At 67.2% G+C, this 22,774-nt stretch carries 17 protein-coding genes and 3 tRNA genes; 11 read left to right on the forward strand and 9 right to left on the reverse strand.

From position 1 onward, the window contains the following. Window positions 1-67: 67 nt before the first annotated feature. The gene (locus tag AC10V3_RS07775) at window positions 68-1,315 is read left to right on the forward strand and encodes a Zn-dependent hydrolase (RefSeq protein ID WP_490923453.1); all 1,248 of its coding nucleotides are present in this window, start codon (window positions 68-70) and stop codon (window positions 1,313-1,315) included. Window positions 1,316-1,362: 47 nt separating this feature from the next. Here the strand turns inward: AC10V3_RS07775 and AC10V3_RS07780 are convergent, their stop codons facing one another. The 3 genes from AC10V3_RS07780 to AC10V3_RS07790 form a co-directional block, all read right to left on the reverse strand. After that, window positions 1,363-1,710 carry a hypothetical protein gene (locus AC10V3_RS07780; protein WP_022534546.1) on the reverse strand — a complete coding sequence of 116 codons (348 nt, stop codon included), beginning with the start codon at window positions 1,708-1,710 and terminating at the stop codon, window positions 1,363-1,365. A 162-nt stretch (window positions 1,711-1,872) separates the two neighbouring features. After that, the gene (locus tag AC10V3_RS07785) at window positions 1,873-2,679 is read right to left on the reverse strand and encodes an IclR family transcriptional regulator (RefSeq protein WP_349604621.1); all 807 of its coding nucleotides are present in this window, start codon (window positions 2,677-2,679) and stop codon (window positions 1,873-1,875) included. 264 nt (window positions 2,680-2,943) lie between these two features. After that, window positions 2,944-3,030 (reverse strand) — tRNA-Leu (locus tag AC10V3_RS07790). 264 nt (window positions 3,031-3,294) lie between these two features. On the opposite strand from AC10V3_RS07790, the gene AC10V3_RS07795 reads away from it, so the two are divergent. Continuing rightward, a complete protein-coding gene (locus tag AC10V3_RS07795) occupies window positions 3,295-3,675 on the forward strand; it encodes a VanZ family protein (protein ID WP_490923455.1) in 381 nt (126 codons plus the stop codon). A gap of 12 nt (window positions 3,676-3,687) precedes the next feature. Here AC10V3_RS07795 and AC10V3_RS07800 read toward each other — a convergent pair whose 3' ends face one another. Next, complete coding sequence (locus tag AC10V3_RS07800; RefSeq protein WP_490923457.1) at window positions 3,688-4,545, reverse strand: 23S rRNA (adenine(2030)-N(6))-methyltransferase RlmJ; 858 nt, start codon at window positions 4,543-4,545, stop codon at window positions 3,688-3,690. 151 nt (window positions 4,546-4,696) lie between these two features. Between AC10V3_RS07800 and mnmC the strand changes: the two genes are divergently transcribed. The 8 genes from mnmC to AC10V3_RS07840 all read left to right on the forward strand — a co-directional run bounded on the left by mnmC (window position 4,697) and on the right by AC10V3_RS07840 (window position 15,684). Beyond that, entirely contained in the window at window positions 4,697-6,670 is a 1,974-nt protein-coding gene (gene mnmC, locus AC10V3_RS07805) for a bifunctional tRNA (5-methylaminomethyl-2-thiouridine)(34)-methyltransferase MnmC2/FAD-dependent 5-carboxymethylaminomethyl-2-thiouridine(34) oxidoreductase MnmC1 (RefSeq protein WP_349604618.1), read from the forward strand. Between the two features lie 220 nt (window positions 6,671-6,890). Continuing rightward, window positions 6,891-8,246: a trigger factor gene (gene tig / locus AC10V3_RS07810; protein WP_490923459.1), complete on the forward strand. Its 1,356-nt coding sequence runs from the start codon at window positions 6,891-6,893 to the stop codon at window positions 8,244-8,246. A gap of 103 nt (window positions 8,247-8,349) precedes the next feature. Continuing rightward, window positions 8,350-9,000, forward strand: coding sequence for an ATP-dependent Clp endopeptidase proteolytic subunit ClpP (clpP, locus tag AC10V3_RS07815; RefSeq protein ID WP_022534552.1), 651 nt, complete (start codon window positions 8,350-8,352; stop codon window positions 8,998-9,000). Between the two features lie 267 nt (window positions 9,001-9,267). After that, complete coding sequence (gene clpX / locus AC10V3_RS07820) at window positions 9,268-10,545, forward strand: ATP-dependent Clp protease ATP-binding subunit ClpX (RefSeq protein ID WP_022534553.1); 1,278 nt, start codon at window positions 9,268-9,270, stop codon at window positions 10,543-10,545. A gap of 254 nt (window positions 10,546-10,799) precedes the next feature. Continuing rightward, window positions 10,800-13,211: an endopeptidase La gene (gene lon, locus AC10V3_RS07825; RefSeq protein WP_022534555.1), complete on the forward strand. Its 2,412-nt coding sequence runs from the start codon at window positions 10,800-10,802 to the stop codon at window positions 13,209-13,211. A 196-nt stretch (window positions 13,212-13,407) separates the two neighbouring features. Then, window positions 13,408-13,483: transfer RNA gene (locus AC10V3_RS07830), tRNA-Val, on the forward strand. A gap of 50 nt (window positions 13,484-13,533) precedes the next feature. Then, window positions 13,534-13,610: transfer RNA gene (locus AC10V3_RS07835), tRNA-Asp, on the forward strand. Between the two features lie 139 nt (window positions 13,611-13,749). Beyond that, on the forward strand, window positions 13,750-15,684 hold the full coding sequence (locus AC10V3_RS07840) for a SurA N-terminal domain-containing protein (protein ID WP_349604614.1): 1,935 nt from the start codon (window positions 13,750-13,752) through the stop codon (window positions 15,682-15,684). Between the two features lie 79 nt (window positions 15,685-15,763). Here the strand turns inward: AC10V3_RS07840 and AC10V3_RS07845 are convergent, their stop codons facing one another. Further along, window positions 15,764-16,414 (reverse strand): arylesterase, encoded by a 651-nt coding sequence (locus AC10V3_RS07845; protein WP_022534557.1) that lies wholly within the window; start codon window positions 16,412-16,414, stop codon window positions 15,764-15,766. Between AC10V3_RS07845 and AC10V3_RS07850 the strand changes: the two genes are divergently transcribed. After that, window positions 16,413-17,111, forward strand: coding sequence for an ABC transporter ATP-binding protein (locus tag AC10V3_RS07850; protein WP_022534558.1), 699 nt, complete (start codon window positions 16,413-16,415; stop codon window positions 17,109-17,111). The genes AC10V3_RS07845 and AC10V3_RS07850 overlap by 2 nt on opposite strands. 15 nt (window positions 17,112-17,126) lie before the next feature. Here the strand turns inward: AC10V3_RS07850 and pgi are convergent, their stop codons facing one another. The 4 genes from pgi to AC10V3_RS07870 form a co-directional block, all read right to left on the reverse strand. Then, the gene (gene pgi / locus AC10V3_RS07855) at window positions 17,127-18,770 is read right to left on the reverse strand and encodes a glucose-6-phosphate isomerase (protein WP_022534559.1); all 1,644 of its coding nucleotides are present in this window, start codon (window positions 18,768-18,770) and stop codon (window positions 17,127-17,129) included. Window positions 18,771-18,905: 135 nt separating this feature from the next. After that, window positions 18,906-19,871: a DMT family transporter gene (locus tag AC10V3_RS07860; protein WP_022534560.1), complete on the reverse strand. Its 966-nt coding sequence runs from the start codon at window positions 19,869-19,871 to the stop codon at window positions 18,906-18,908. After that, the gene (locus AC10V3_RS07865; protein WP_022534561.1) at window positions 19,868-21,469 is read right to left on the reverse strand and encodes a bifunctional ADP-dependent NAD(P)H-hydrate dehydratase/NAD(P)H-hydrate epimerase; all 1,602 of its coding nucleotides are present in this window, start codon (window positions 21,467-21,469) and stop codon (window positions 19,868-19,870) included. Before AC10V3_RS07865 ends, AC10V3_RS07860 begins: the two co-directional genes overlap by 4 nt. 5 nt (window positions 21,470-21,474) lie before the next feature. Next, a complete protein-coding gene (locus AC10V3_RS07870) occupies window positions 21,475-22,773 on the reverse strand; it encodes a D-amino acid dehydrogenase (protein WP_022534562.1) in 1,299 nt (432 codons plus the stop codon). Between the last annotated feature and the right edge of the window lies 1 nt (window position 22,774).

Consider the following 22,774-nt stretch of genomic DNA (forward strand, 5'->3'; position numbering starts at 1 on the left):
CCGGTGGTCTGCTTCTTGCTGAACGAGGTCCCATCTCCAACCGAGCAACCGACCCAACCGAGCCGACATGGACCTGCTACACCTTCCCCGCATCAATGGCGCCCGCCTGTGGCAATCGCTGATGGATCTCGCCGCCATCGGCGCCACGCCCAAGGGCGGCGTGTGCCGCATCGCGCTGACCGACGCCGACCGCAAGGGGCGCGACCTGGTCGTGCAGTGGTGCCGCGAGGCGGGGCTCGAGGTCCGCGTCGACGAGATTGGCAATGTGTTCGCGCGCCGCGCCGGCACCGACCCGCACGCGCGCGCGGTCGCCACCGGCAGCCATATCGACACGCAGCCCTCGGGCGGCAAGTTCGACGGCAACTTCGGCGTGCTCGCAGGCCTGGAGGTCATGCGCACGCTCAACGACCTGGGCATCGCCACGCGCGCGCCGCTGGAGGTTGCGTTCTGGACCAACGAGGAGGGCACGCGCTTCACGCCGGTGATGATGGGTTCGGGCGTGTTTGCGGGCGAGTTCGATGCAGAGTTCGCGCGTGCGCAGACTGATCTCGATGGCGTGAGCGTGGGCAGCGCGCTGGAAGCGATCAGCTATCGCGGCGCGCAGCCGGCGGGCGAGGTGCCGGGCGGCATGTTCGCGGCCTACTTCGAGGCCCATATCGAGCAGGGGCCGGTGCTGGAAGCCGCCGGCCTGCCGATCGGCGTGGTCTCAGGCGCGCTGGGGCAGCAATGGTACGACGTGATTGTGACTGGCATGGACGCGCACGCTGGCCCGACGCCGCTGGCGCTGCGCCACGACGCGATGCTGGCCGCGGCGCGCATGGTCGACGCCGTAAATCGGATCGCGCACGACGAGGCGCCGCACGGGCGCGGCACCGTGGGCTACCTGCAGGTCGCGCCAAACTCGCGCAACGTGATTCCGGGTCGGGTCGAGTTCTCGGTCGATTTCCGCAACCTGTTGCAGGCAGGACTGGATCGCATGCACGTGGCCATGCATGCCGCGTTCGAAGGCATCGCCGCGGCCGGCGGCGTGGAGGTCGGGATCCGCCAGGTGGTCAAGTTCGAGCCGTGTGCATTCGCGCCGGAATGCGTGGACAGCGTGCGGCGGGCGGCGGCGGCGCTCGGCCTGCCGCATATGGAAGTGGTCAGTGGCGCCGGGCACGACGCGGTCTACGTCGCCCGGCGCGCGCCGACCGGCATGATCTTCGTGCCATGCACGGACGGCATCAGCCACAACGAGCTGGAGGACGCGCTGCCCGAGCATATCGAGGCCGGCGCCAACGTGCTGCTGCAGGCGATGCTCGCGCACGCGCGCTAGCACGCCGGCCGCACGCGGCGGCGGCCGGCGTGGCCAGCCCACTGCGCCTAGTTGCAGATCGTGCCTGGCACCGGCTTGCCTGAATTCGTCATGCCCTGGCAGTTGTCGCCGATCACCAGGCTGGTGTCCGAAGCCGCGGCCGGCGAGAGCTTCAGCTTTCCTGCCACGGTGCAGCATCCGCGCGGCGGCGGAGGCGCCGGCGTTCGCTTGGTCGTCGGCAACGGGGATGGCCCGCCGGCTTCCGCTGTCTCTTCGGCGTCGGGAAAAACGCACTGCCCTTGCTGGCAGATCCGCTCCCCTTTGCACTGCATGTCGTACTGGCACCCGGCAGCTTGTGCGAACGACGACCAGCCAGCGGTCATCGTGGCTGCCAACAGCAAAGCAGGAAATTTCATATGCCCTCCGATCGGGGCTGAGGTCAGGACTGGCGCAGCATGCGCAAGCTCGCAGTGCCGCCCCATCTTCAGAATAGATCGCAGGAGCGGTCCGCGAAAGCCGCTGACACTAGGGTGTTCTACCACTCCTCCCGGCGCAGGCTGCCGGCGCGTCGGCTTGTCTCAGTGGGCAATGGAACGCGAGATCGCCCACGCGCATTCGACCACCAGCGGCGCCAGCTTTTTCTGTGCCTCGGCCATGGTCCAGCGGCTCGCCGGCGGCGACACGTGCACCGCGCCGACGGCCACGCCCTGGCTGTTGACGATGGGCGCGGCCAGACCCATGTCGCCGATAAAAAGTTCCTCCTCGTTGCAGGCATAGCCCAGCTGGCGGCAGGCCGCGACCCGCTCGAAAATCGCGTCTACGTCGGTCAACGTCGCGGGGGTGCGCGCCACGCGCGCCGACTGTTCCAGCATCGCCATGACCTGGCCGTCCGGCAGCGTACTCAGCCAGGCCCGGCCCGAGCTGGTGCAATACATCGGGATGCGCATGCCCACCGGCGTCAGCACCGGCATGTGCTTGGCGGTCATCAGCTGCGCCACGTAGACCATGTCCAGCCCTACCGGCTCGGTCAGGTTGGCGGTTTCGCCGCTGGCCGCGGCGAGCTGGGAGAGGTAGGGACTCGCCACCGGGATCAGCGCGTCGGCCGCCAGGTAGTTGTAGCCGATCTCCATCACCCGAGGCGTCAGCCGGAAGCGGCGCGTCTGCGGATGCTTGTCGACATAGCCCAGCGCCTCCAGCGTATGGACCGTGCGCTGCGCCGAACTCTTGTTCATGCCGGTAAGCGCGGCCAGTTCCGCCAGCGTCAGCGTGCGATGGACGCCGTTGAAGGCGCGCAGGACTTCGAGGCCTTTTTCCAGCGACTGGTTGAACAACGGGTTGTCGCGGTCGGGGGCGGGCGAGGGCAGTTGGCCAGGCTTGGATGGCATGGTTCGGCGGGAAACCGACCGCAGTCGGGGGTGAGGTCATGGCCAGGTGTGGCACCAACGCCGGGACGGCTGCACCACGATGGCTGGATATTGCACCAATATACGAACGTATCGAATATCGATATGTGCGACTGAATGATAGCGCGGGCGAAAACGGCGAGAAAGGATTGGGATGCTTCGGCTGGGATGGCCGGCATCTGCGCCCCGTGAGGCAGAGGTCGATGGCGATACGGGATGTGGTCAGTCCGCCACAGAAAGGGCGGGTGGTGCGAGGGAGGGGACTCGAACCCCTACACCATTTCTGGCGTCAGGACCTAAACCTGGTGCGTCTACCAATTTCGCCACCCTCGCGGTCCTTGCGGCGCAGCCCGGGCGGGCGGCCGCGATGCTCGTTGGCGCGCGCCGGACAGGAAAGCAAAAAAGGCGGCTGGAACTGCCCGCCTTTCATCTGTCCGCCGCTGCCGGCGCCCGGTGTCGAGTCGACCCATGCCTGCAGCGCAACGAGGCTGCGGATTGTAGCGCAAGGCGCCCCGGGAATCCAGCCCTGCCGGGAAGGCACGCGGGCGATATATATTGATGGGTCACCAATGGCGGCGCCGCGCCCACCCCATGCCCATGCCTTCGCTCCTTGTCCCGAACCTGACGGCTTTCCGCTGGCGCCTGCTCTTCTGGGCGTGCGCGGCGGCCGTGCTGGTGCTCTCGCTGATGCCGCCAACGCAGCCCCTGCCGACCACGGGCTGGGACAAGACCAACCATATGCTGGCGTTCGTGGTGCTGGCGGTGTTGGGACGGCGCGCCTATGCCGGCCATGATGGCCTGGCTGTGCTGCTGGCACTGGTGGCGTACGGCGGGTTGATCGAGGTGCTGCAGGGGCTGACCGCCTACCGCGAGGCGGACTGGCTGGACCTGCTGGCCGACAGTGTCGGCGCGGCTGCCGGGTGCGCGCTCGACTGGCTGGCGCGCAGCCGGGCGCGGCGCGGCCCCCTGGCGCGGTAGGCAAGGATCGCCTCAGCTCTCCTCGGCTTCCAGCGTGAACTTCGCGCCGCGGTCCTGGCCGAGCAGATCGACCAGCACCGGCATGGCCTGCTGCAGCGATTCCTTCAGGTGCCACGGCGGGTTGACGATAAACATGCCGCTGCCGTGCAGGCCGAGGCCGCCCTCGACCGGATGCCTGACGGTCAGCGCTACATGCAGCCAGCTCTTGAGCGGCAGGCTCTTCAGCTGCACCGGCAGCTGCAGCGATTCGCGCCGCTGCACCTGCGGGTACCAGACCGCGTAGACGCCGGTGGCAAAGCGCTCCAGCCCGTCGCGCACGGTCTGGACCGTGCGGGCGTAGTCCTGCTTGTCTTCGTAGGAAGGATCGACCAGCACCAGCGCGCGCCGCGGCGGCGGCGGCAGGATTGCCTTGATGCCGCCGAAGCCGTCGCCGTCATACAGCATCACGCGGCGGCCGGCACCGCGGAAGTTGTCGCGCAGCACCTGGATTTCGGTGCTGTGCAGCTCGAACAGCCGCAGGCGGTCCTGCTCGCGCAGCATCTGCCAGGCCAGCCAGGGCGAGCCGGGGTAGTGGCGCAGGTTGCCGTCCTGGTTCAGCGCGCGGACTTGCGCGAGGTATTCCTCCAGCATCGGCGGCAGCACGGTGCCGCTGGCCTCGGCCTGCCACAGGCGTGAGATGCCGGTTTCGAACTCGGCCTTCTTCTGCGCATAGGCATGGTCCAGCGCGTAGAGTCCGGCGCCGGCGTGCGTGTCGATGTACCAGAACGCCTTGTCCTTCTGCGTCAGGTGCTCCAGCAGCTGCACCACGACGGCGTGTTTGAGGACATCGGCATGGTTGCCGGCATGGAAGGCGTGACGGTAGCTGAGCATGGTGGAGCGGGGGCGCCATTACAGCGCAAAATCAGGGCGCAGGGCGGTGAGGTCTGCGGGAAGGCCGCTATGCTACCATCCGCCGCCAGGTAGTTGTCCGGCCCCTCCCACGCCCTGGCGAATCCGCTCGGGCATCTTGCTTCCGTATCCCATGCCGCGCGCACTCGAGCCCGCCGAGCCCATCCTGTCTGCCGAAGGCACCCCGTATTCCCCCCGCTACGACGACGTCTACCACAGTACCGAAGGCGGGCTGGCGCAGGCCGCCCATGTCTTCCTCGGCGGCAATGCGCTGCCGCAGGGGTGGGCAGGCAAGCACCAGTTCGTCATCGTCGAGACCGGCTTCGGCCAGGGGCTGAATTTCCTGGCGACCTGGCAGGCCTGGCGCGACGATGCGCAGCGCTGCGGCACGCTGCATTTCATCTCGATCGAAAAACACCCCTTTACCCGCGAGGGGCTGGCGCAGCTGCACGCCGGTCTCGACGGGCTGCAGCCGCTGGCGCAGGCGCTGCAGGCGCAATGGCCGTTGGCGCTGCCGGGGCTGCACCGGCTGGCCTTCGACGGCGGGCGGGTGGTGCTGACGCTGGCGCTGGGCGACGTGGAGCAGATGCTGCCGCGGCTGGTGGCAGGAGCCGATGCCTTCTACCTGGACGGCTTCTCGCCCGCGCGCAATGCCGACATGTGGTCGCCGGCAGTGTTTCGCGGCCTGGCACGGCTGGCGCGGCCCGGCGCATCGCTGGCCACGTACACGGCGGCCGGCTTCGTGCGGCGCGGGCTCAGGGAAGTGGGTTTCGAGGTCAGCAAGGCACCGGGCTTCGGCGGCAAGCGCGACATGACGGTGGCGCGGTTCCGTCCGCAATGGAAAGCGCGCCGCCACGCGCCGCCGCTGGCGGGCCAATGGCCGCAGCGGCATGCCATCGTGATCGGTGCGGGGCTTGCCGGCTGTGGCGTGACCGAGCGGCTGGCCGCACGCGGCTGGCACGTGACCTTGTTCGATGCCCACGGCGGGCCGGCGCGCCTGACCTCGGCGCATCGCGCCGCGGCCATGCATGCGCACCTGTCCGCGGACGACACCCTGCTGTCGCGGCTCTCCCGCGCCGGCAACCAATACGCGCTGCGCGCCTGGGCGGCGCTGGCCGAGGCCGGGCACCCGGTCGGCTGGCATGGCTGCGGCGTGCTGCAGATTGGCGAGGATGAAGCCGCCAGCGAGGCGCAGCGCGCCGCGCTGGCGGCGATGGGCCTGCCGGAGTCGTTCGTGCGCTGGATGGGAGCCGAAGAGGCCGCCGCGTCGCACCGGGCGGGCGTGCCGCGCGGTGGGTTGTGGTTCCCGGACGGCGGTTGGGTGGCGCCGCCCGACATCTGCGCCGCGCAGCTGGCACGCGCGGGCAATGCGGTAACAGCGCGCTTCGGCTGCCGCGTCGCCGCGATCGCGCGGGACGGCGAGCAGTGGCAGGCGAGGGCGGAAGACGGCAGCGTGCTGGCGTCGGCACCCGTGCTCGTGCTGGCCAGTGCGCACGAGGCGCAGCAACTGCTGCCCCGGCAGCACTGGACCATTCGCCGCGTGCGCGGCCAGTTGACCACGCTAGCGCCGGCACAGGTCGATGCGATCGGCGGCTGGCCGGACTGCGTGGTGACCGGAGCCGGCTACCTGCTGCCGCGTGCCGCCGACGGCACCGGCCGCGTCGGCTCCAGCTACGATGCCGACGAAGGCCCGCTGGTGGAGCGCCCGGAAGTCCACGCCGCCAACCTGGCGCGCCTGGCCGGGCTGCTGCCGCGGCAGGCGGACGCGGTGGCCGGCATCGATCCCGCAACGCTTGCCGGCTACGTGGGCGTGCGTACGGTATCGCACAACCGGCTGCCGCTGATCGGCCAGGTGCCCGACGAGGCAGCCGCGGTTGCACACGCCGCGTCGCTGCGCGGCGCGCACCTGCGCGACCTGCCGCGCATGCCGGGACTGTACGCGGCCCTTGCCTATGCGTCGCGCGGCCTCACCTGGTCCGCGCTGGGCGGCGAACTGCTGGCCAGCCAGATCGAGGGCGAGCCGCTGCCGCTGGAGTCCGACCTGGCCGATGCCGTGGATCCGGCACGCCTGCTGCTGCGTGCGCTGCGGCACGGGCAGGCGGGATAGTGGCAAGCCCTCCGGCAGTGCGGTTCCATGCCCGTTCCGGGTAAAAACTGCCGGAAGCGAATGAAAACCGTGCGATAATCCCCGTTTTCCGTTTGCGCGGAGCTTTCCGTGCGCCGGTGCCATGGCCTGGCCGAATCGCCAGTGCCGCAACACAGGCCGGTACGCGCGCAAGCAGTAGCACCTACGAACACAACTACATTTCTGGATTGGATCTACGACCATGTCGAACGTGATTGAGAACCTCGGCAAGCTGGACCGCAAGGTGACCCTGGCCATCCCCAAGGCCGAAGTGGAAAAGGAAAAGCAGGAGCGCCTGGTTCGCCTGTCGAAGACCGTGAAGATGTCGGGCTTCCGTCCGGGCAAGGTGCCGATGAAGATGGTCGAGAAGCAGTACGGCCAGCAGGTCGAATTCGAAGTGCGCTTCGACAAGGCCGCGCGCAAGTTCTTCGACCTCACCAAGGAGCAGGACGTCAAGGTTGCCGGCCAGCCCAAGTTCGAGGTCAAGACCGAAGGCGTGGGCGAGGACGAAGTCGCATTCGACGCCATGTTCGAGGTGTACCCGGAAGTGACCATCGGCGACCTGGCGGCTGCCAAGGTGACCCGCACCACCACTGAAATCACCGATGCCGAAGTCGACAAGACCATCGACATCCTGCGCAAGCAGCGCGTGCACTACCACACCCGCGGTGAAGCCGGCGAGCATGGCGACGGCGGTGCCGACGTCGCCGCCCAGAACGGCGACCGCGTTACGCTGGACTTCGTCGGCAAGATCGAAGGTGAAGAGTTCGCCGGCGGCAAGGCCGAAGACTTCCCGTTCGTGCTGGGTGAAGGCCGCATGCTGCCCGAGTTCGAGCAGGCCGCGCTGGGCCTGAAGGTCGGCGAAAGCAAGACCTTCCCGCTGGCCTTCCCGGAGGACTACCACGGCAAGGAAGTGGCCGGCAAGACCGCCGAGTTCACGGTGACCCTGAAGAAGATCGAGTGGGCCCACCTGCCGGAAGTCAACGAAGCCTTCGCCAAGTCGCTGGGCATCGCCGACGGCAGCGTCGAGAAGATGCGCGCCGACATCCGCGAAAACCTCGAGCGCGAAGTGAAGCGCCGCACGCATTCCATGCTGAAGGACCAGGTCATGGAAGCGCTGCTGAAGGCCAGCGAGCTGGACGTGCCCAAGGCCCTGATCGAGCAGGACCAGGAGCGCCTGGTCGAGATGGCCCGCCGCGACCTGGAACAGCGTGGCATGCCCAACGCCAAGGACATGCCGATCCCCGCTGAAATGTTCGCGCAGCAGGCCGAGCGCCGGGTCAAGCTGGGCCTGATCCTGGCCGAGATCGTCAAGGCCAACGGCCTGGAAGCCAAGGCTGACCAGATCAAGGCTGAGATCGAGGACTTCGCCAAGAGCTACGAAGACCCGAAGGAAGTCATGCGCTGGTACTACGGCGACCAGCAGCGTCTGGCCGAAATGGAAGCCTACGTGCTCGAAAACAACGTGGTAAATTTCGTGTGCGACAAGGCGAAGGTCACCGACAAGAAGGTGTCCTTCGAGGAACTCACCGCCGACGGCAACCAGCAACAAGCCTGAGGCCGGGGATGACCCGCCGTCCCGCGCTGCGGCGCGGGGGCGGGCCGGTTCCACCGAGTTTTACAATCGGGCCTGTCATTCGACGAATCCATGGAGAACCTGCATGACCCGCAATGATTTGCTTGACCGTCTCGCCACCACGCAGGCTTCGGCACTGGATACCCAGGGTCTCGGGCTGGTGCCGATGGTCGTCGAGCAGTCCGGCCGGGGCGAGCGCGCCTATGACATCTATTCGCGCCTGCTGAAGGAGCGCGTGGTGTTCATGGTGGGCGAGGTCAACGACCAGACCGCCAACCTGGTGGTGGCCCAGCTGCTGTTCCTCGAGAGCGAGAACCCCGACAAGGACGTGTCGCTTTACATCAACTCGCCGGGCGGTTCCGTATCGGCGGGGCTGGCGATCTACGACACCATGCAGTTCATCAAGCCCGACGTGTCCACGCTGTGCATGGGCATGGCGGCGAGCATGGGCGCCTTCCTGCTGGCGGCCGGTGCCAAGGGCAAGCGTTTCGCGCTGCCCAACTCGCGCATCATGATCCACCAGCCGCTGGGCGGCGCGCGCGGCCAGGCCTCGGATATCGAGATCCAGGCGCGCGAGATCCTGTACCTGCGCGAGCGGCTCAACACCATCCTGTCGGAAGTGACGGGCCAGCCGGTCGAGAAGATTGCCCGCGACACTGATCGCGACAACTTCATGAGCGGCGACCAGGCGGTGGACTACGGCCTGGTGGACAAGGTCATCGCCCGCCGCGGCTGATGCCGATGGCCGCCGGGACGCAAGCCGCGGCGGTCGCCACGGTATACCGGGCCAGCCGTTTCAAGCGGCCGGCCGGGCGCCGCAGCATTGCCCAAAATGGCGAAGGCTACACCGGAACGAGGCCTCGTGCCTCGTTTTTTGCTTTTGCCCCACAGCCGGGGGGAACCGCCGGTGGTGCCAATTGTTTTGGCGTATGATCCGTTTGAAGCGTATCGCCGAGGAGCCTGTCGCCCCGCGGTGTGCGCACTGCAAAAGTGACTGATTCCTATGGCGGACAAAAAAGGTTCATCCAGCGAAAAGCTTCTCTACTGCTCCTTCTGCGGCAAGAGCCAGCATGAGGTGAAGAAGCTGATCGCAGGCCCGTCGGTGTTCATATGCGACGAATGCATCGACCTGTGCAATGAGATCATTCGCGACGAGGCCACTGCATCCGAGAAAGACGGCGCCGCGGCCGCGCGCTCCGACCTCCCCACGCCCCATGAGATCCGGGAAAGCCTGGACCAGTATGTGATTGGCCAGGAACAGGCCAAGAAGATCCTGGCCGTCGCGGTCTACAACCACTACAAGCGCCTCAAGCACCTCGGCAAGAAGGACGATGTCGAGCTATCCAAGAGCAACATCCTGCTGATCGGGCCGACCGGCTCGGGCAAGACGCTGCTCGCGCAGACGCTGGCGCGCCTGCTCAACGTGCCGTTCGTGATCGCCGACGCGACCACGCTGACCGAAGCCGGCTACGTGGGCGAGGACGTCGAGAACATCATCCAGAAGCTGCTTCAGAACTGCAACTACGAGGTTGAGAAGGCGCAGCGCGGCATCGTGTACATCGATGAGATCGACAAGATCTCGCGCAAGTCCGACAACCCGTCGATCACCCGTGACGTGTCGGGCGAGGGCGTGCAGCAGGCGCTGCTCAAGCTGATCGAAGGCACGATGGCGTCGGTCCCGCCGCAAGGTGGCCGCAAGCACCCGAACCAGGACTTCCTGCAGGTCGACACGACCAACATCCTGTTTATCTGCGGCGGCGCGTTCGATGGCCTGGAAAAGGTCATCATGCAGCGTTCGGACAAGACCGGCATCGGCTTTGCCGCGCAGGTCAAGAGCAAGGAAGAGCGCGACGCCAGCGAAGTGCTGCCGCAGACCGAACCGGAAGACCTGATCAAGTTCGGCCTGATTCCCGAGCTGATCGGCCGCCTGCCGGTGGTCGCCACGCTCGCCAAGCTGGACGAGACCGCGCTGATGCAGATCCTGGTCGAGCCCAAGAATGCGCTGGTCAAGCAGTACCAGAAGCTGCTGGCGATGGAAGGGGTCGAGCTGGAAATCCGTCCCGGCGCGCTGTCGGCCATCGCCCGCAAGGCGATCCGCCGCAAGACCGGCGCCCGCGGCCTGCGTTCGATTCTCGAACAGTCGCTGATGGACGTCATGTACGACCTGCCTAATTACAAGGGCGTGCAGAAGGTGGTGATCGATGAAAATACGATCAACGGGGATGCACCACCGCTGCTGATGTACGAGGAGCAGCAGCCCAAAGTGGCAGGGTCCAACTGACGCGAGGCTGCCAGCGTGGTGAAGTGGTCAGGACCACACCGGCAGCAAGGCGGAAAGGCCGTTCGCGTAGAAGCGAGCGGCTTTTTTTTCTTTATTCGGCCGACGAGAAGGAGGAAACGCGGGTATGCTGTTTCAGAGGGGCCTGCAAGTGCAGGGAGCGGCATCTGCCTGCCTTGGCGAATCGATTGGCACGTATCTTGTAATCGATTCGGGCGGCCCAATTTACGCCTTAATAGACTGACTTGGGGAAAATGATGTCCGGAACACAACTCCTCCCGGCCGAGCCGATTCGCCTGCCACTGTTGCCGCTGCGCGACGTGGTGGTGTTTCCGCACATGGTGATCCCGCTGTTCGTGGGACGCCCGAAGTCCATCAAGGCGCTTGAGACTGCGATGGAGGCGGGCAAGAGCATCATGCTCGTGGCCCAGAAGACGGCGGCCAAAGATGAGCCGACCGCCGACGACCTGTATGAGGTCGGCTGCATCGCCAATATCCTGCAAATGCTGAAGCTGCCCGACGGTACCGTGAAGGTGCTGGTCGAGGGTACGCAGCGCGCGAACATCCGCGAGGTGAGCGAGGACGATTCGCACTTCATGTGCGAAGCCGTGCCCGTGCCGCCCGCACCTGGCGAAAGCGCCGAGACCGAGGCCCTGCGCCGCGCGATCGTGTCGCAGTTCGACCAGTACGTGAAGCTCAACAAGAAGATCCCGCCGGAGATCCTGACCTCGCTGTCGGGCATCGACGAGGCAGGCCGCCTGGCGGATACCATCGCCGCACACCTGCCGATCAAGCTCGAGCAGAAGCAGAAGATCCTGGAGATGGTCAATGTGACCGAACGCCTGGAAAGCCTGCTGTCGCAGCTCGAGGGCGAGATCGACATCCTTCAGGTCGAAAAGCGCATCCGTGGCCGCGTCAAGCGCCAGATGGAGAAGAGCCAGCGCGAGTACTACCTGAACGAGCAGGTCAAGGCCATCCAGAAGGAACTGGGCGAGGGCGAAGAAGGCGCCGACCTGGAAGAACTCGACAAGCGCATCAAGGCTGCGCGCATGCCGAAGGAAGCCAAGAAGAAGGCCGACGCCGAATTCAAGAAGCTCAAGCTGATGTCGCCGATGTCGGCCGAAGCCACCGTCGTGCGCAACTACATCGACACGCTGGTGAACTTGCCGTGGCGCAAGAAGAGCAAGGTCAACAACGACCTCGCCAACGCCGAGCGCGTGCTGGATGAAGACCACTACGGCCTGGAGAAGGTCAAGGAACGCATTCTCGAGTACCTCGCGGTGCAACAGCGCGTGGACAAGGTGAAGGCGCCGATCCTGTGCCTGGTCGGGCCTCCCGGCGTGGGCAAGACCTCGCTCGGCCAGTCGGTGGCACGCGCGACGAACCGCAAGTTCGTGCGCATGGCACTGGGTGGCGTGCGTGACGAGGCCGAGATCCGCGGCCACCGCCGTACCTATATCGGTTCGATGCCGGGCAAGATCCTGCAGAGCCTGTCCAAGGTCGGCGTGCGCAATCCGCTCTTCCTGCTCGACGAGATCGACAAGATGGGCATGGATTTCCGCGGCGATCCGTCGTCGGCGCTGCTCGAGGTGCTGGACCCGGAACAGAACCACACGTTCCAGGACCACTACATCGAAGTGGACTTCGACCTGTCCGACGTGATGTTCGTGGCGACGTCGAACTCGCTCAACATCCCGCCGCCGCTGCTCGACCGTATGGAAGTGATCCGCCTGTCGGGTTACACCGAGGACGAGAAGGTCAATATCGCGCAGCGCTACCTGCTGCCCAAGCAGATCAAGAACAACGGTCTGAAGGCAGGCGAGATCGAGGTTGCCGAAAGTGCGATCCGCGACATCATCCGCTACTACACGCGTGAAGCGGGGGTGCGTTCGCTGGAACGCGAGGTGTCCAAGATCGCGCGCAAGGTGGTCAAGCTGCTGCTGCTGAAGAAGGAGTCGGGCACGATCAAGGTCGATTCCGAGAACCTGGACAAATTCCTGGGCGTGCGCAAGTACGACTTCGGCCTGGCCGGCAAGGAAAACCAGGTGGGCCAGGTGACCGGGCTGGCGTGGACCGAGGTGGGCGGCGACCTGCTGACCATCGAAGCCGCGATCATGCCGGGCAAGGGCAACATCACGCGCACCGGTTCGCTGGGCGATGTGATGAAGGAGTCGGTCGAGGCCGCACGTTCGGTGGTGCGTTCGCGGGCACGTCGCCTGGGTATCACGGATGAGATGTTCGAGAAGCGCGACATCCACATCCACGTGCCCGAAGGCGCTACGCCCAAGGACGGGCCGTCGGCTGGCGGTGCCATGACCACGGCGCTGGTGTCGGTGCTGACCGGTATCCCGGTGCGTGCGGATGTCGCCATGACCGGCGAGATCACGCTGCGCGGCGAGGTGCTGCCGATCGGCGGGCTGAAGGAGAAGCTGCTGGCAGCCCACCGGGGCGGCATCAAGCTGGTGCTGATCCCGGAGGAAAACGTCAAGGATCTGGCCGAGATCCCCGACAACGTGAAGAACGCCATCGAGATCGTGCCGGTCCGCTGGATCGACAAGGTGCTGGAACTGGCGCTCGAGCGCAAGCCCGAGCCGTTGTCGGAAGAGGATGCCAAGCCCGCCGAAGTGGCGGACAAGGCCGCGGCCAAGGTCGAGCGACTGCATCATTGACGTAGTTCGCGGGTTTAGCCGCGTGAAATGAACGCCGCAGGGCAGCAATGCCCGGCGGCGTTTTTTTATGCGCACGGCCTTGGCAAACTGAAATCTCTTGTATTACACTTGCGCCCTCGCAACGCAAACCACGGCATCTGCCGCGAGGTGCGGAGCGACAAGCAACCTGCAGGCAGCCAGCCTGCGATGGTCGAGCGGGTGCTTAGCTCAGTTGGTAGAGCGGCGCCCTTACAAGGCGTAGGTCGGGGGTTCGAGCCCCTCAGCACCCACCACCGCTCCCCATCGCAAGCGCGGTACCACGCTGGCAGGAAGCACCGACAAAGGAGTGGTAGTTCAGTCGGTTAGAATACCGGCCTGTCACGCCGGGGGTCGCGGGTTCGAGTCCCGTCCACTCCGCCAAGTTTTTCGAAGCGCCCGCGTCAGCGGGCGTTTTCCATTGCACGCCATGTTTCCCGCCCTGCACAAAGGGCGCGCGCCCACCGGCTCCTGCTAGAATCGCGGAGTTTGTCCTTCGTGCCAATCCACTACCCGAATCCGCATGCTTGATTTCGTACGCAACAACCGGCGCCTGATGCTCTTGCTGCTGCTGGTGCTTGTTTTCCCGTCGTTCGTGTTCTTCGGCGTGGAGAGCTACTCGCGCTTCATGGACAGCTCGCACGACGCCGCCAAGGTCGATGGCCGCGCCATCAGCGTGCAGGAAATCGACAACGTGGTACGCGACCAGAGCGAGCGCGCGCGCCAGATCCTGGGTGCCAGCTATGACCCGCGCCAGTTCGAAGGCCCGGAGGCGCGCAAGGCGGTGCTGGAGCAGTTGATCCTGCAGCGCGTGATGGCCAGTGCAGTGGCGCGCGAGCACCTGACCGTGTCCGACGCCAAGCTGCTCGAAGAGATCAACAGCCTGCCGGCGATCGCGCAGCTGCCGCGCAAGGCGGATGGCAAGGTCGACGACAAGGCTTACCTGCAGCTGCTGCAGTCGCAAGGCATGTCGCCCGAGCAGTTCGATGCCCGCATGCGCTTCGAACTGGCCACGCAGCAACTGGGCGCGTCGATCGCCGCCACTGCCTTCGTGCCCAAGTCGCTGCTTGACCGCCTGATCGCTGTGCGCGACCAGCAGCGCGACGTGCAGATGCTGCTGTTCAAGCCGGCCAGCTACACCGCCAAGGTGCAGCCCGACGCGGCCGCGCTGAAAGCCTACTACGACAGCCACAAGGCGGAGTTCTCGGTGCCGGAGCAGGCCAAGGTGGAATACCTGGTGCTGTCGGGCGAGGCGCTGGCCGCAGCGCAGACGGTCACGCCGGAAGAGCTCAAGTCGTACTACGAAAGCAATATCGCGCGCTTCCGCACCGATGAGCAGCGCCGCGCCAGCCATATCCTGATCGTCGCGCCCAAGGATGCGCCTGCCGCCGAGCGCCAGGCTGCCAAGGACAAGGCAACCAAGCTGCTGGAAGAGTTGCGCAAGCATCCCGAGACCTTTGCCGACGTGGCCAGGAAGCAGTCGCAGGATCCGGGCTCGGCCGAGAAGGGCGGCGACCTGGGCTTCATGGGACACGGCGCGCTGGTCAAGCCGTTCGAGGACGCCATGTACGCGCTCAAGGACGGCCAGATCAGCGACGTCGTGGAAACCGACTACGGCTTCCACATCATCAAGCTGACCGGCATCAAGCCGTCGGAAACCAAGCCGCTGGATGCGGTGCGCCCGGAACTTGAAGCGGAGCTGCGCAAGCAGTTCGCCGACAAGAAGTTCGCCGAGCAGGCCGACGCCTTCGGCAACACCGTCTACGAACAGGCCGACAGCCTGAAGGCGGCCGCCGACAAGTTCAAGCTGTCCATCCAGACCGCCGACAACGTGACGCGCCAGCCCAACCCGGCACTGGGCGCGCAGAATCCGCTCAACAACGAGAAGGTGCTCAAGGCGCTGTTCGGCGACGACGCCATCAAGAACAAGCGCAACACCGAGGCCATCCAGGTCGCGCCCAATACGCTGGTGGCCGCGCGCATCGTCGAATACCGTCCGGCGACCGTGCGCAAATTCGAGGAAGTCGAAGCCAAGGTGCGTGAGGGCTATATCGCCCAGCAGGCTGCCGAGGCGGCACGCAAGGAAGGCGAAGCGCGGCTCGAGGCGCTGAAGAAGGCCGACAACGCCACCGGCTTCGGCGCGGTGCAGACCGTGGCGCGCGCCAAGGCCGAAGGCGTCCCGCCCAAGGCCGTGGAAGCGGTGATGCGTGCCGATGTGACCAAGCTGCCGGCGGTGGTGGGGGTCGACCTGGGTGCCGAGGGCTATGCGATCTACCGCATCACCAAGGTCAACCAGCCGGCGCAGGCCAACCCGGGGCAACGTCAGGCCGAAGCGCAGCAGCTGTCGCAGCTCGCCGGCCAGACCGACCTGCAGGCGTTCTATGAAAGCCTGAAGGCGCGCTCGAAGGTGGAGCTGCTGACGCCGGCTGGTAGTTCGCAGGCGCAGGGCGGCGAGTAAGCGCCGGCGCAACGCTGCAAGTAAAAACCCCTGCCGAAGCGGCAGGGGTTTTTACTTTTACAGGCACCGTCAGGGCCCCTTATTTCGTGCCGCTGCGCTTGAGCATCGGCTTGAGCTGCGGCCACACCGTCTCAAGCAGCGCCGGCTGCGCCGCGGCGGTCGGGTGGATGCGGTCGGGCTGGAACCAGTCCTGCCGGGTGATGACCTTGTCGAGGAAGAAAGGCACCAGCCGCACCTTGTATTCGCTGGCCAGCTTCGGGTACAGCGAGACGAACTTCTCCGTGTAATCCTGGCCATAGTTGGGCGGGATACGCATGCCAATCAGCAGCACGCCGGCGCCGGCCTTCTGCGCGGTGGTAACGATATTGCGCAGATTGGCTTCGGTGGTTTGCAGCGGCAGCCCGCGCAATGCGTCGTTGGCGCCGAGCTCTACCACCACGATCGCCGGGCGATGCCGCGACAGCAGCTCCGGCAGCCGCGTCTTGCCGCCGATGGTGGTCTCGCCGCTGATGCTGGCATTGACGACGTTATAATCGAAGCGCTCCTGCCGCAGCCGGTCCTGCAGGAGCGTGACCCAGCCCGTGCCGCGCGTGATGCCGTATTCGGCGGACAGGCTGTCGCCCAGCACCAGCAGCGCCGGTGCAGCGGCCTGGGCCGCCCCCGACATCGTCAGTGCCATGCAGCCTGCCAGCAGCAGCCTGCGCCATTTGCCTCGGATCCTTATATCCATGTCCTCTTCCATTCTCGCCGTCGAGTCTCTCGGAAAGACCGTTGCCGACACGACAGGTTCGCTGACGATTTTGCACGACGTGTCCTTTTCCGTCACGCCGGGCGAAACGCTCGCCATCGTGGGGGCATCCGGATCGGGCAAGTCGACGCTGCTCGGGCTGCTCGCGGGGCTGGACCTGCCCAGCGCCGGCACCGTGCACCTGCAGGGCCAGGACCTGTATGCGCTCGACGAGGACCAACGCGCGGCGCTGCGCGGCCGCCATGTCGGCTTCGTGTTCCAGTCGTTCCAGCTGGTCGCTCACCTGACCGCGCTGGAAAACGTAATGCTGCCGCTGGAGCTGCGCGGCGAAACCTCGCAGGTGCGCGAACGCGCGGTGGACATGCTGCAGCGCGTGGGCCTGGGCGCGCGGCTCGGGCACTACCCGCGCACGCTGTCGGGCGGCGAGCAGCAGCGCGTGGCGCTGGCGCGCGCGTTCGTGGCGCGCCCGGATATCCTGTTTGCCGACGAGCCGACCGGCAGCCTCGATACCGCCACCGGCGAAGCAGTGATCGCGCTGATGTTCGAGCTCAACCGCGATGCCGGCTCTACGCTGGTGCTGGTCACGCACGACCGCTCGGTGGCGGCGCGCTGCGCCCGTATCCTGACCATCGACGCGGGCCGCGTGGCCAGCGACGAATGGATGGGCGCGGAAGTCTAGCGGCCTGGCAGCGGTCTAGCTCGCCGCGCCGGCCTTCAGCACCGCGCGGGCGCGGTCGATCAGCGCCGAGGTCGATGCATCGTGCTGGCCCGTGCTGTCGCCGGTCAGCTCGGCCTCGATCGGGCGCGCCAGGATCTTGCCCAGCTCCACGCCCCACTGGTCGAACGAATTGATGTTCCAGACTACGCCCTGCACGAAGGTGCGGTGCTCGTACAGCGCAATCAGCGCGCCCAGCACATGCGGCGTCAGGTCTTCCATCAGCAGCATATTGCTGGGCCGGTTGCCGTCGAACACCATATGCGCGATGCGCACCTCATCGGTCAGGCCGGCGGCGCGCAACTCATCGGCGCTGCGCCCGCGCATCAGCGCCTCTGCCTGCGCGAAGCAGTTGGCCAGCAGCTTGGCATGATGGCCCGGCAGCCGGCGCGGCGGTACCAGCGGCGCGACGAAGTCCACCGGCACCACCTGCGAGCCCTGGTGGATCTGCTGGAAGTAGGCATGCTGGCCGTTGGTGCCGGCCGTGCCCCACACCACTGGCGAGGTATGGGTGCGCACGCGCTGCCCGTCGAGCTGCACCGATTTGCCGTTGCTCTCCATCTCCAGCTGCTGCAGGAACGCGGGAAACAGTTCCAGCGAGGTGGAGTAGGGCGCCATGCAACTGGTCGGCAGGTGCCAGAAATTGCGGTACCAGATGCCCAGCATGCCGAGGATCACCGGCATGTTGCGCTCCAGCGGCGCGGTGCGGAAGTGCTCGTCCATCGCGCGCCCGCCTGCCAGCAGGTCGGCAAAGGCATTGAAGCCCACCGCCAGCGTGATCGACAGGCCGACCGACGACCACAGCGAGAAGCGCCCGCCGATCCAGTCCCAGAACTCGAACATATTGGCCGGGTCGATGCCGAACTCGCGCACCGCGTCGGTATTGGTCGAGACCGCGACGAAGTGCTTCGCCAGATCGCCCTCGGCCACGCCGTTGGCAACGAACCAGGCGCGCGCGCTGCGCGCATTGGCCATGGTTTCCAGCGTAGTAAAGGTCTTGGAGCAGACGATCACCAGGGTGTGTTGCGCATCGAGCCGCACCAGCGTCTCGGCCAGGTCGGTGCCGTCCACATTGGAGACGAAGTGCATGCGCGGGCCGGCCTGGCCGTCGGCGTCGGACAGGTGGGACAGCGCGCGGCACACCATGCGCGGCCCCAGGTCGGAGCCGCCGATGCCGACATTGATGACGTCGGTGATGCGCTCGCCGGTGGCGCCTTTCCAGGCGCCGCTGCGCACGCGCTCGGAAAAGTCGCGCATGCGCACCAGCACCTTCTGGATCGCCGGCATGACCTGCTCGCCGTCGACCTTGTAGCCGGCGCCGGCGGTGGCGCGCAGTGCGACGTGCAGCGCTGCGCGATCCTCGGTGGTGTTGATGTGTTCGCCGGCGAACATCGCGTCACGACGCTTTGGCACGCCGGCTTCGGCGGCGAGCTGCACCAGCAGCCGCATGGTCTCAGGCGTGATGCGGTTCTTCGAGTAGTCGAGATAGAGCCCGGCGGCTTCCATCGAGAATTGCGCGACGCGTTGCGCGCCTTCTCCGTCGAACCAGTCGCGCATCTGTGCGTCGCGAAGGGTGTCGTGGTGCCGCAGCAGGGCATTCCAGGCGTGAAGGTCAGTGGGCATGCAGGGCGAGGAAGTTGCAGGAGCGCGAGTGCGCCCGGCGGCGCACCATTGAAAGTATATCGCTTACGCCGGCGCACTTTGGCTGACGGCGCACGCAAGTCGTTACCACATGCAACATAGCAGGCGGCATGCCAGCTAAGTATCGGACATTGTCTGACGGCGTGCGGCCCCGAGGCGACTGGCCACCGCACGCAGCACCGGCTCGCCGCCCGCGACGCACAGGCCACCCACGCAGATGATGGCGATACCGCCCGCGGTGGTCCAGTCTGGCAGTTGGCCGAAGGCCAGGTAGCCGATCACCGTGGCCGACACGATCTGCAGGTACAGGAAGGGGCTGAGGAACGACGCATCGGCGTACTGGAAGGCGCGGATGACGAAGTAGTGGCCCAGGGACCCGGTAATCCCCGCGGATAGCAGCAGCGCACATTGCAGCGGCGTGGGCCAGGCGCTGAACCAGAAGAACGGCACGATCAGCGTGGTCAGGCAGGCGCCGGTTACGCCGCTCTGGATCAGCGTGGTTATCGGCGCATCGTGCGCGGCGATGCGACGCGTCAGCATCTGCATTAGCGCGAACACCAGCGCCGATACCAGGCCCAGGCCCACGCCGAGCGGACTCAACTGGCCGCCCGGGCGCACGACCACCAGCATGCCGGCAAAGCCGACCACCACGCCGGTCCAGCGCATCCAGCGCGCATGGCGTCCGGGGCGTTCGCCCAGCAGCCACGGGGACAGCGCCACCACAAACAGCGGCGCGCAGAAGTTCAGCGCCGTGGCCTGCGCCAGCGGCATCAGCATCAGCACGCTGAAGAACACCAGCGTCGACACCAGCATCAGCCCGCCGCGCAGCCATTGCAGCCCGGGCTTCGCGGGGCGCCATTGGCGGCGCCAGCCGGCCGGGCCGAGCAGCAGGAAGATCGCGACCACATGGCCGACATAGCGCACCCATGCCACCGCCACCAGCGGCAGTCCTTGCTGTGTCAGGGTCTTGCTGGTGGCGTCGAGCAGGCTCAGGATCCATTGCCCGACCACCAGCAGCGCGATGCCGGTGAGCAGGTGACGCCGGTCGGCCGGATCGCGCAGCAGTGCCGCGCGCGCCGTCATGCGCCGGCTCCGGACAGCAACTGGTTGAATACGGATCGCGCCGGCATATACAGTTCGCTCGCGGTGACGCCGGCGGGGCCCGTGCCTTGCGCGACGAGCACATCGGCGGCGCGGCCGTGGATCCACACCGCCGCCTGCGCCGCGGCGAGCGGCGGCATGCCTTGTGCCAGCAGTGCGCCCAGCATGCCGGCCAGCACATCGCCGGTGCCGGCGCTGGCGAGCGCCGCGTTGCCGGTCGGGTTCAGCGTGCAAGGGCTGCCGTCAGGCGCGGCGATCACGGTGCCCGATCCTTTCAGCACCACCACGGCTTGCCACTGCGTCGCCAGCGCCGCGGCAGCAGCGGGCCGGTCGCGCTGTATCTCGGCAACGGGGGCGCCCATCAGTCGCGCGGCCTCCAGCGGGTGCGGCGTCATCACGCACGGTGCGCCGCCGGCGGCGAGCGCGCCCGCCAGCGCCGGATCGGCGGCCAGCAGGTTCAGCGCATCGGCATCGAGCACCAGCGGCACCGGAGCGCCTTGCAGCAGGCGCGCGAACTGCCGGTGCGCGTTGGCGTCCGTGCCCATGCCCGGGCCGATCACCAGCGCTGATATCGAGGACAGTGGCAATCCGTCCAGCGGATGCAGCATCAGCTCGGGATGCTGCGGATCGACCAGCGGCGCCGACTGCGCCAGAAAGCCGATATGCACCTTGCCCGCACCCAGGTACTGCGCCGCGCGCGCGCCCAGCAGCGGCGCCCCGGTCATGCCGAGATTGCCCCCAACGATCGCCAGCGAGCCATGTGTGCCTTTGTTGCTGGCATGGTGGCGCCGCGGCAGCGCGGCATCAAACAGGGCGGGGCCGTTGACCATGGCATCGGGCGCCTCGGCCAGCGGGGCGTTGTGCCCAATCCCGAGCCCGATCGGTGCGATATCCACCGCGCCCGCGCAGTCGCGCCCGTCCAGTGTCAGCAGGCCCGGCTTGGCGGCGATAAAGGTCAGCGTGCGCTGCGCGCGGATGGCGGGCGCACCGGCGCCGGTGTCGGCGAACAGCCCGCTGGGGATATCGAGCGCGAATACCGGCAAGGCACTGCGGTTGACCTGTTCGATCCACCACGCCATGGCGCCGCCAGCCGGCCGGTTCAGGCCGATGCCGAGCAGGCCGTCGACGAGTGCGGCGGTGTCCGCGGGCCAGTCAATGTCATGCGAGGTGTCCATGGTCGCCACCACGCGCACCGGCACGCCTGCTGCGCGCGCCTGCTGCCAGGCGATGGCGGCATCGGCCGGCAGGCGGTCGGGGTCGGCGGCCAGCCACAGCTGCACCGCGCGGCCGTCGCCGTGCAGCTGTGTGGCGGCCACCAGCGCATCGCCGCCGTTGTTGCCGGGGCCGGCCAGGAACAGCAGCGGTCCTGCCGGTGCGTGTTGCGCCAGCCATTGCGCCGCGGCAGTGCCGGCGCGGGACATCAGCGTGAAGGCGGGCAACTGCCCCAGCGCGGCGCTCTCGATGCGGCGGATGGCGGCCACATCGTAGAGGGCAATGGGGGAGGGTGAGGCCGCGTCAAGCGCGAACCAGCCGTCGCCATTGTCTTGCGGCGAGGCGGTGGAGGAGTCAGAGAGGCTCATGTTGGCTATCTGGCCGGCCCGAGCCCGTAGCGGTCCGGCAGCAGGCCTTCCATGTCGATGTCGGGGCCGCCGGAGGCAGCGGCACTGGCGGCGATCTGGTCAGCCACAATCTTGCCCGATCCGCAGCTCATCGCCCAGCCCGTCGAGCCATGGCCCAGGTTGAGGAACAGGCCGGGCACCGAGGTGGGCCCGATCAGCGGCGGCCCGTCCGGCAGCATCGGCCGCGCGCCGGCCCATTGGGTGGCTTCCTGGTAGTTGCCGGCCACCGGGAACCAGTCGCGCGCGACCTTGATCAGCGTGCGCAGCGCCGCGGGCCGCAGGTCCAGCCTGCGCGAGCCCAGTTCCGCCGTGCCCGCCACGCGCAGCCGGTTGCCCATGCGCGTGATCGCGATCTTGTACGACTCGTCCATCAGCGCGCCCAGCGGCGCCTGCAGCTCGTCGCGGACCATCACCGTCACCGAATAGCCCTTGACCGGATATAGCGGCACGCGCAGGCCCAGCGGATGCAGCAGCGCGGTGCTGTCGGCGCCGGCGGCGACCAGTATGCGGTCGCCGCTCAGCACGGGGGCGGCGCCATTCTTGCCGTCTGGCGACAGCTCGACCTGCAGCTTGCCGGCCTTGTCGGGCCGGATGCGCATCACCTGCGTGTCAAAACGGAAGGACACCCCCGCCGCCTCGGCATGCCGGTGCAGCGCGCGCACGAACATCGGGCAATTGCCCGACTCGTCTTCGGGCAGGTGCAGGCCGCCGGCCAGCGGCGTGTCGGCGGCGAGGCCCGGCTCGATGCGGCGGCATTCCTGCGCGCTCACCAGCCGGTGTGGGACGTTGTTCTCGCGCAGCAGCGCCACGGCGGGCGCGGCCAGGTCCAGGTCGCGCGCGCTGCGGAACAGTTGCAGGTAGCCCTGCGACTGCTCGTAGTCGATCTCCAGCTCGGTGCGCAGCCGGTGCAGGCAATCGCGGCTGTAGAAGGCCAGGCGCTGCATGCGCAGCTTGTTGGCGCGGTAGCGTTCCAGCTTGCATTCGCCCAGCCAGCGCGCGATCCAGCGCCACATGGCGGGATCCGCGGAAGGGCGGAACACCACCGGCGCCTCGCGGGCAAAGAGCGTGCGCAGGACCTTGCCGGGCATGCCCGGGGCGGCCCACGGCGTGACATAACCGGGCGCAATGACGCCGGCATTGCCAAAGCTGGTCTCCTGCGCAGGCGCGCCGCGGCGCTCCAGCACGGTCACGTCGAAACCGGCCTGCCGCAGGTACCAGGCGGAACAGACGCCGATCGCGCCGGCGCCGATGACGATCACATGCATC

The sequence above is a fragment of the Cupriavidus sp. PB-02 genome, assembly GCF_058252315.1.

Excerpts from the sequence above, each read along its gene's own strand:
- AC10V3_RS07775 (WP_490923453.1), top strand. The coding sequence starts at position 68 with ATGGACCTGCTACACCTTCCCCGCATCAATGGCGCCCGCCTGTGGCAA.
- AC10V3_RS07780 (WP_022534546.1), bottom strand. The coding sequence starts at position 1,710 with ATGAAATTTCCTGCTTTGCTGTTGGCAGCCACGATGACCGCTGGCTGG.
- AC10V3_RS07785 (WP_349604621.1), bottom strand. The coding sequence starts at position 2,679 with ATGCCATCCAAGCCTGGCCAACTGCCCTCGCCCGCCCCCGACCGCGAC.
- AC10V3_RS07795 (WP_490923455.1), top strand. The coding sequence starts at position 3,295 with ATGCCTTCGCTCCTTGTCCCGAACCTGACGGCTTTCCGCTGGCGCCTG.
- AC10V3_RS07800 (WP_490923457.1), bottom strand. The coding sequence starts at position 4,545 with ATGCTCAGCTACCGTCACGCCTTCCATGCCGGCAACCATGCCGATGTC.
- mnmC (WP_349604618.1), top strand. The coding sequence starts at position 4,697 with ATGCCGCGCGCACTCGAGCCCGCCGAGCCCATCCTGTCTGCCGAAGGC.
- tig (WP_490923459.1), top strand. The coding sequence starts at position 6,891 with ATGTCGAACGTGATTGAGAACCTCGGCAAGCTGGACCGCAAGGTGACC.
- clpP (WP_022534552.1), top strand. The coding sequence starts at position 8,350 with ATGACCCGCAATGATTTGCTTGACCGTCTCGCCACCACGCAGGCTTCG.
- clpX (WP_022534553.1), top strand. The coding sequence starts at position 9,268 with ATGGCGGACAAAAAAGGTTCATCCAGCGAAAAGCTTCTCTACTGCTCC.
- lon (WP_022534555.1), top strand. The coding sequence starts at position 10,800 with ATGTCCGGAACACAACTCCTCCCGGCCGAGCCGATTCGCCTGCCACTG.
- AC10V3_RS07840 (WP_349604614.1), top strand. The coding sequence starts at position 13,750 with ATGCTTGATTTCGTACGCAACAACCGGCGCCTGATGCTCTTGCTGCTG.
- AC10V3_RS07850 (WP_022534558.1), top strand. The coding sequence starts at position 16,413 with ATGTCCTCTTCCATTCTCGCCGTCGAGTCTCTCGGAAAGACCGTTGCC.
- AC10V3_RS07845 (WP_022534557.1), bottom strand. The coding sequence starts at position 16,414 with ATGGATATAAGGATCCGAGGCAAATGGCGCAGGCTGCTGCTGGCAGGC.
- pgi (WP_022534559.1), bottom strand. The coding sequence starts at position 18,770 with ATGCCCACTGACCTTCACGCCTGGAATGCCCTGCTGCGGCACCACGAC.
- AC10V3_RS07860 (WP_022534560.1), bottom strand. The coding sequence starts at position 19,871 with ATGACGGCGCGCGCGGCACTGCTGCGCGATCCGGCCGACCGGCGTCAC.
- AC10V3_RS07865 (WP_022534561.1), bottom strand. The coding sequence starts at position 21,469 with ATGAGCCTCTCTGACTCCTCCACCGCCTCGCCGCAAGACAATGGCGAC.
- AC10V3_RS07870 (WP_022534562.1), bottom strand. The coding sequence starts at position 22,773 with ATGCATGTGATCGTCATCGGCGCCGGCGCGATCGGCGTCTGTTCCGCC.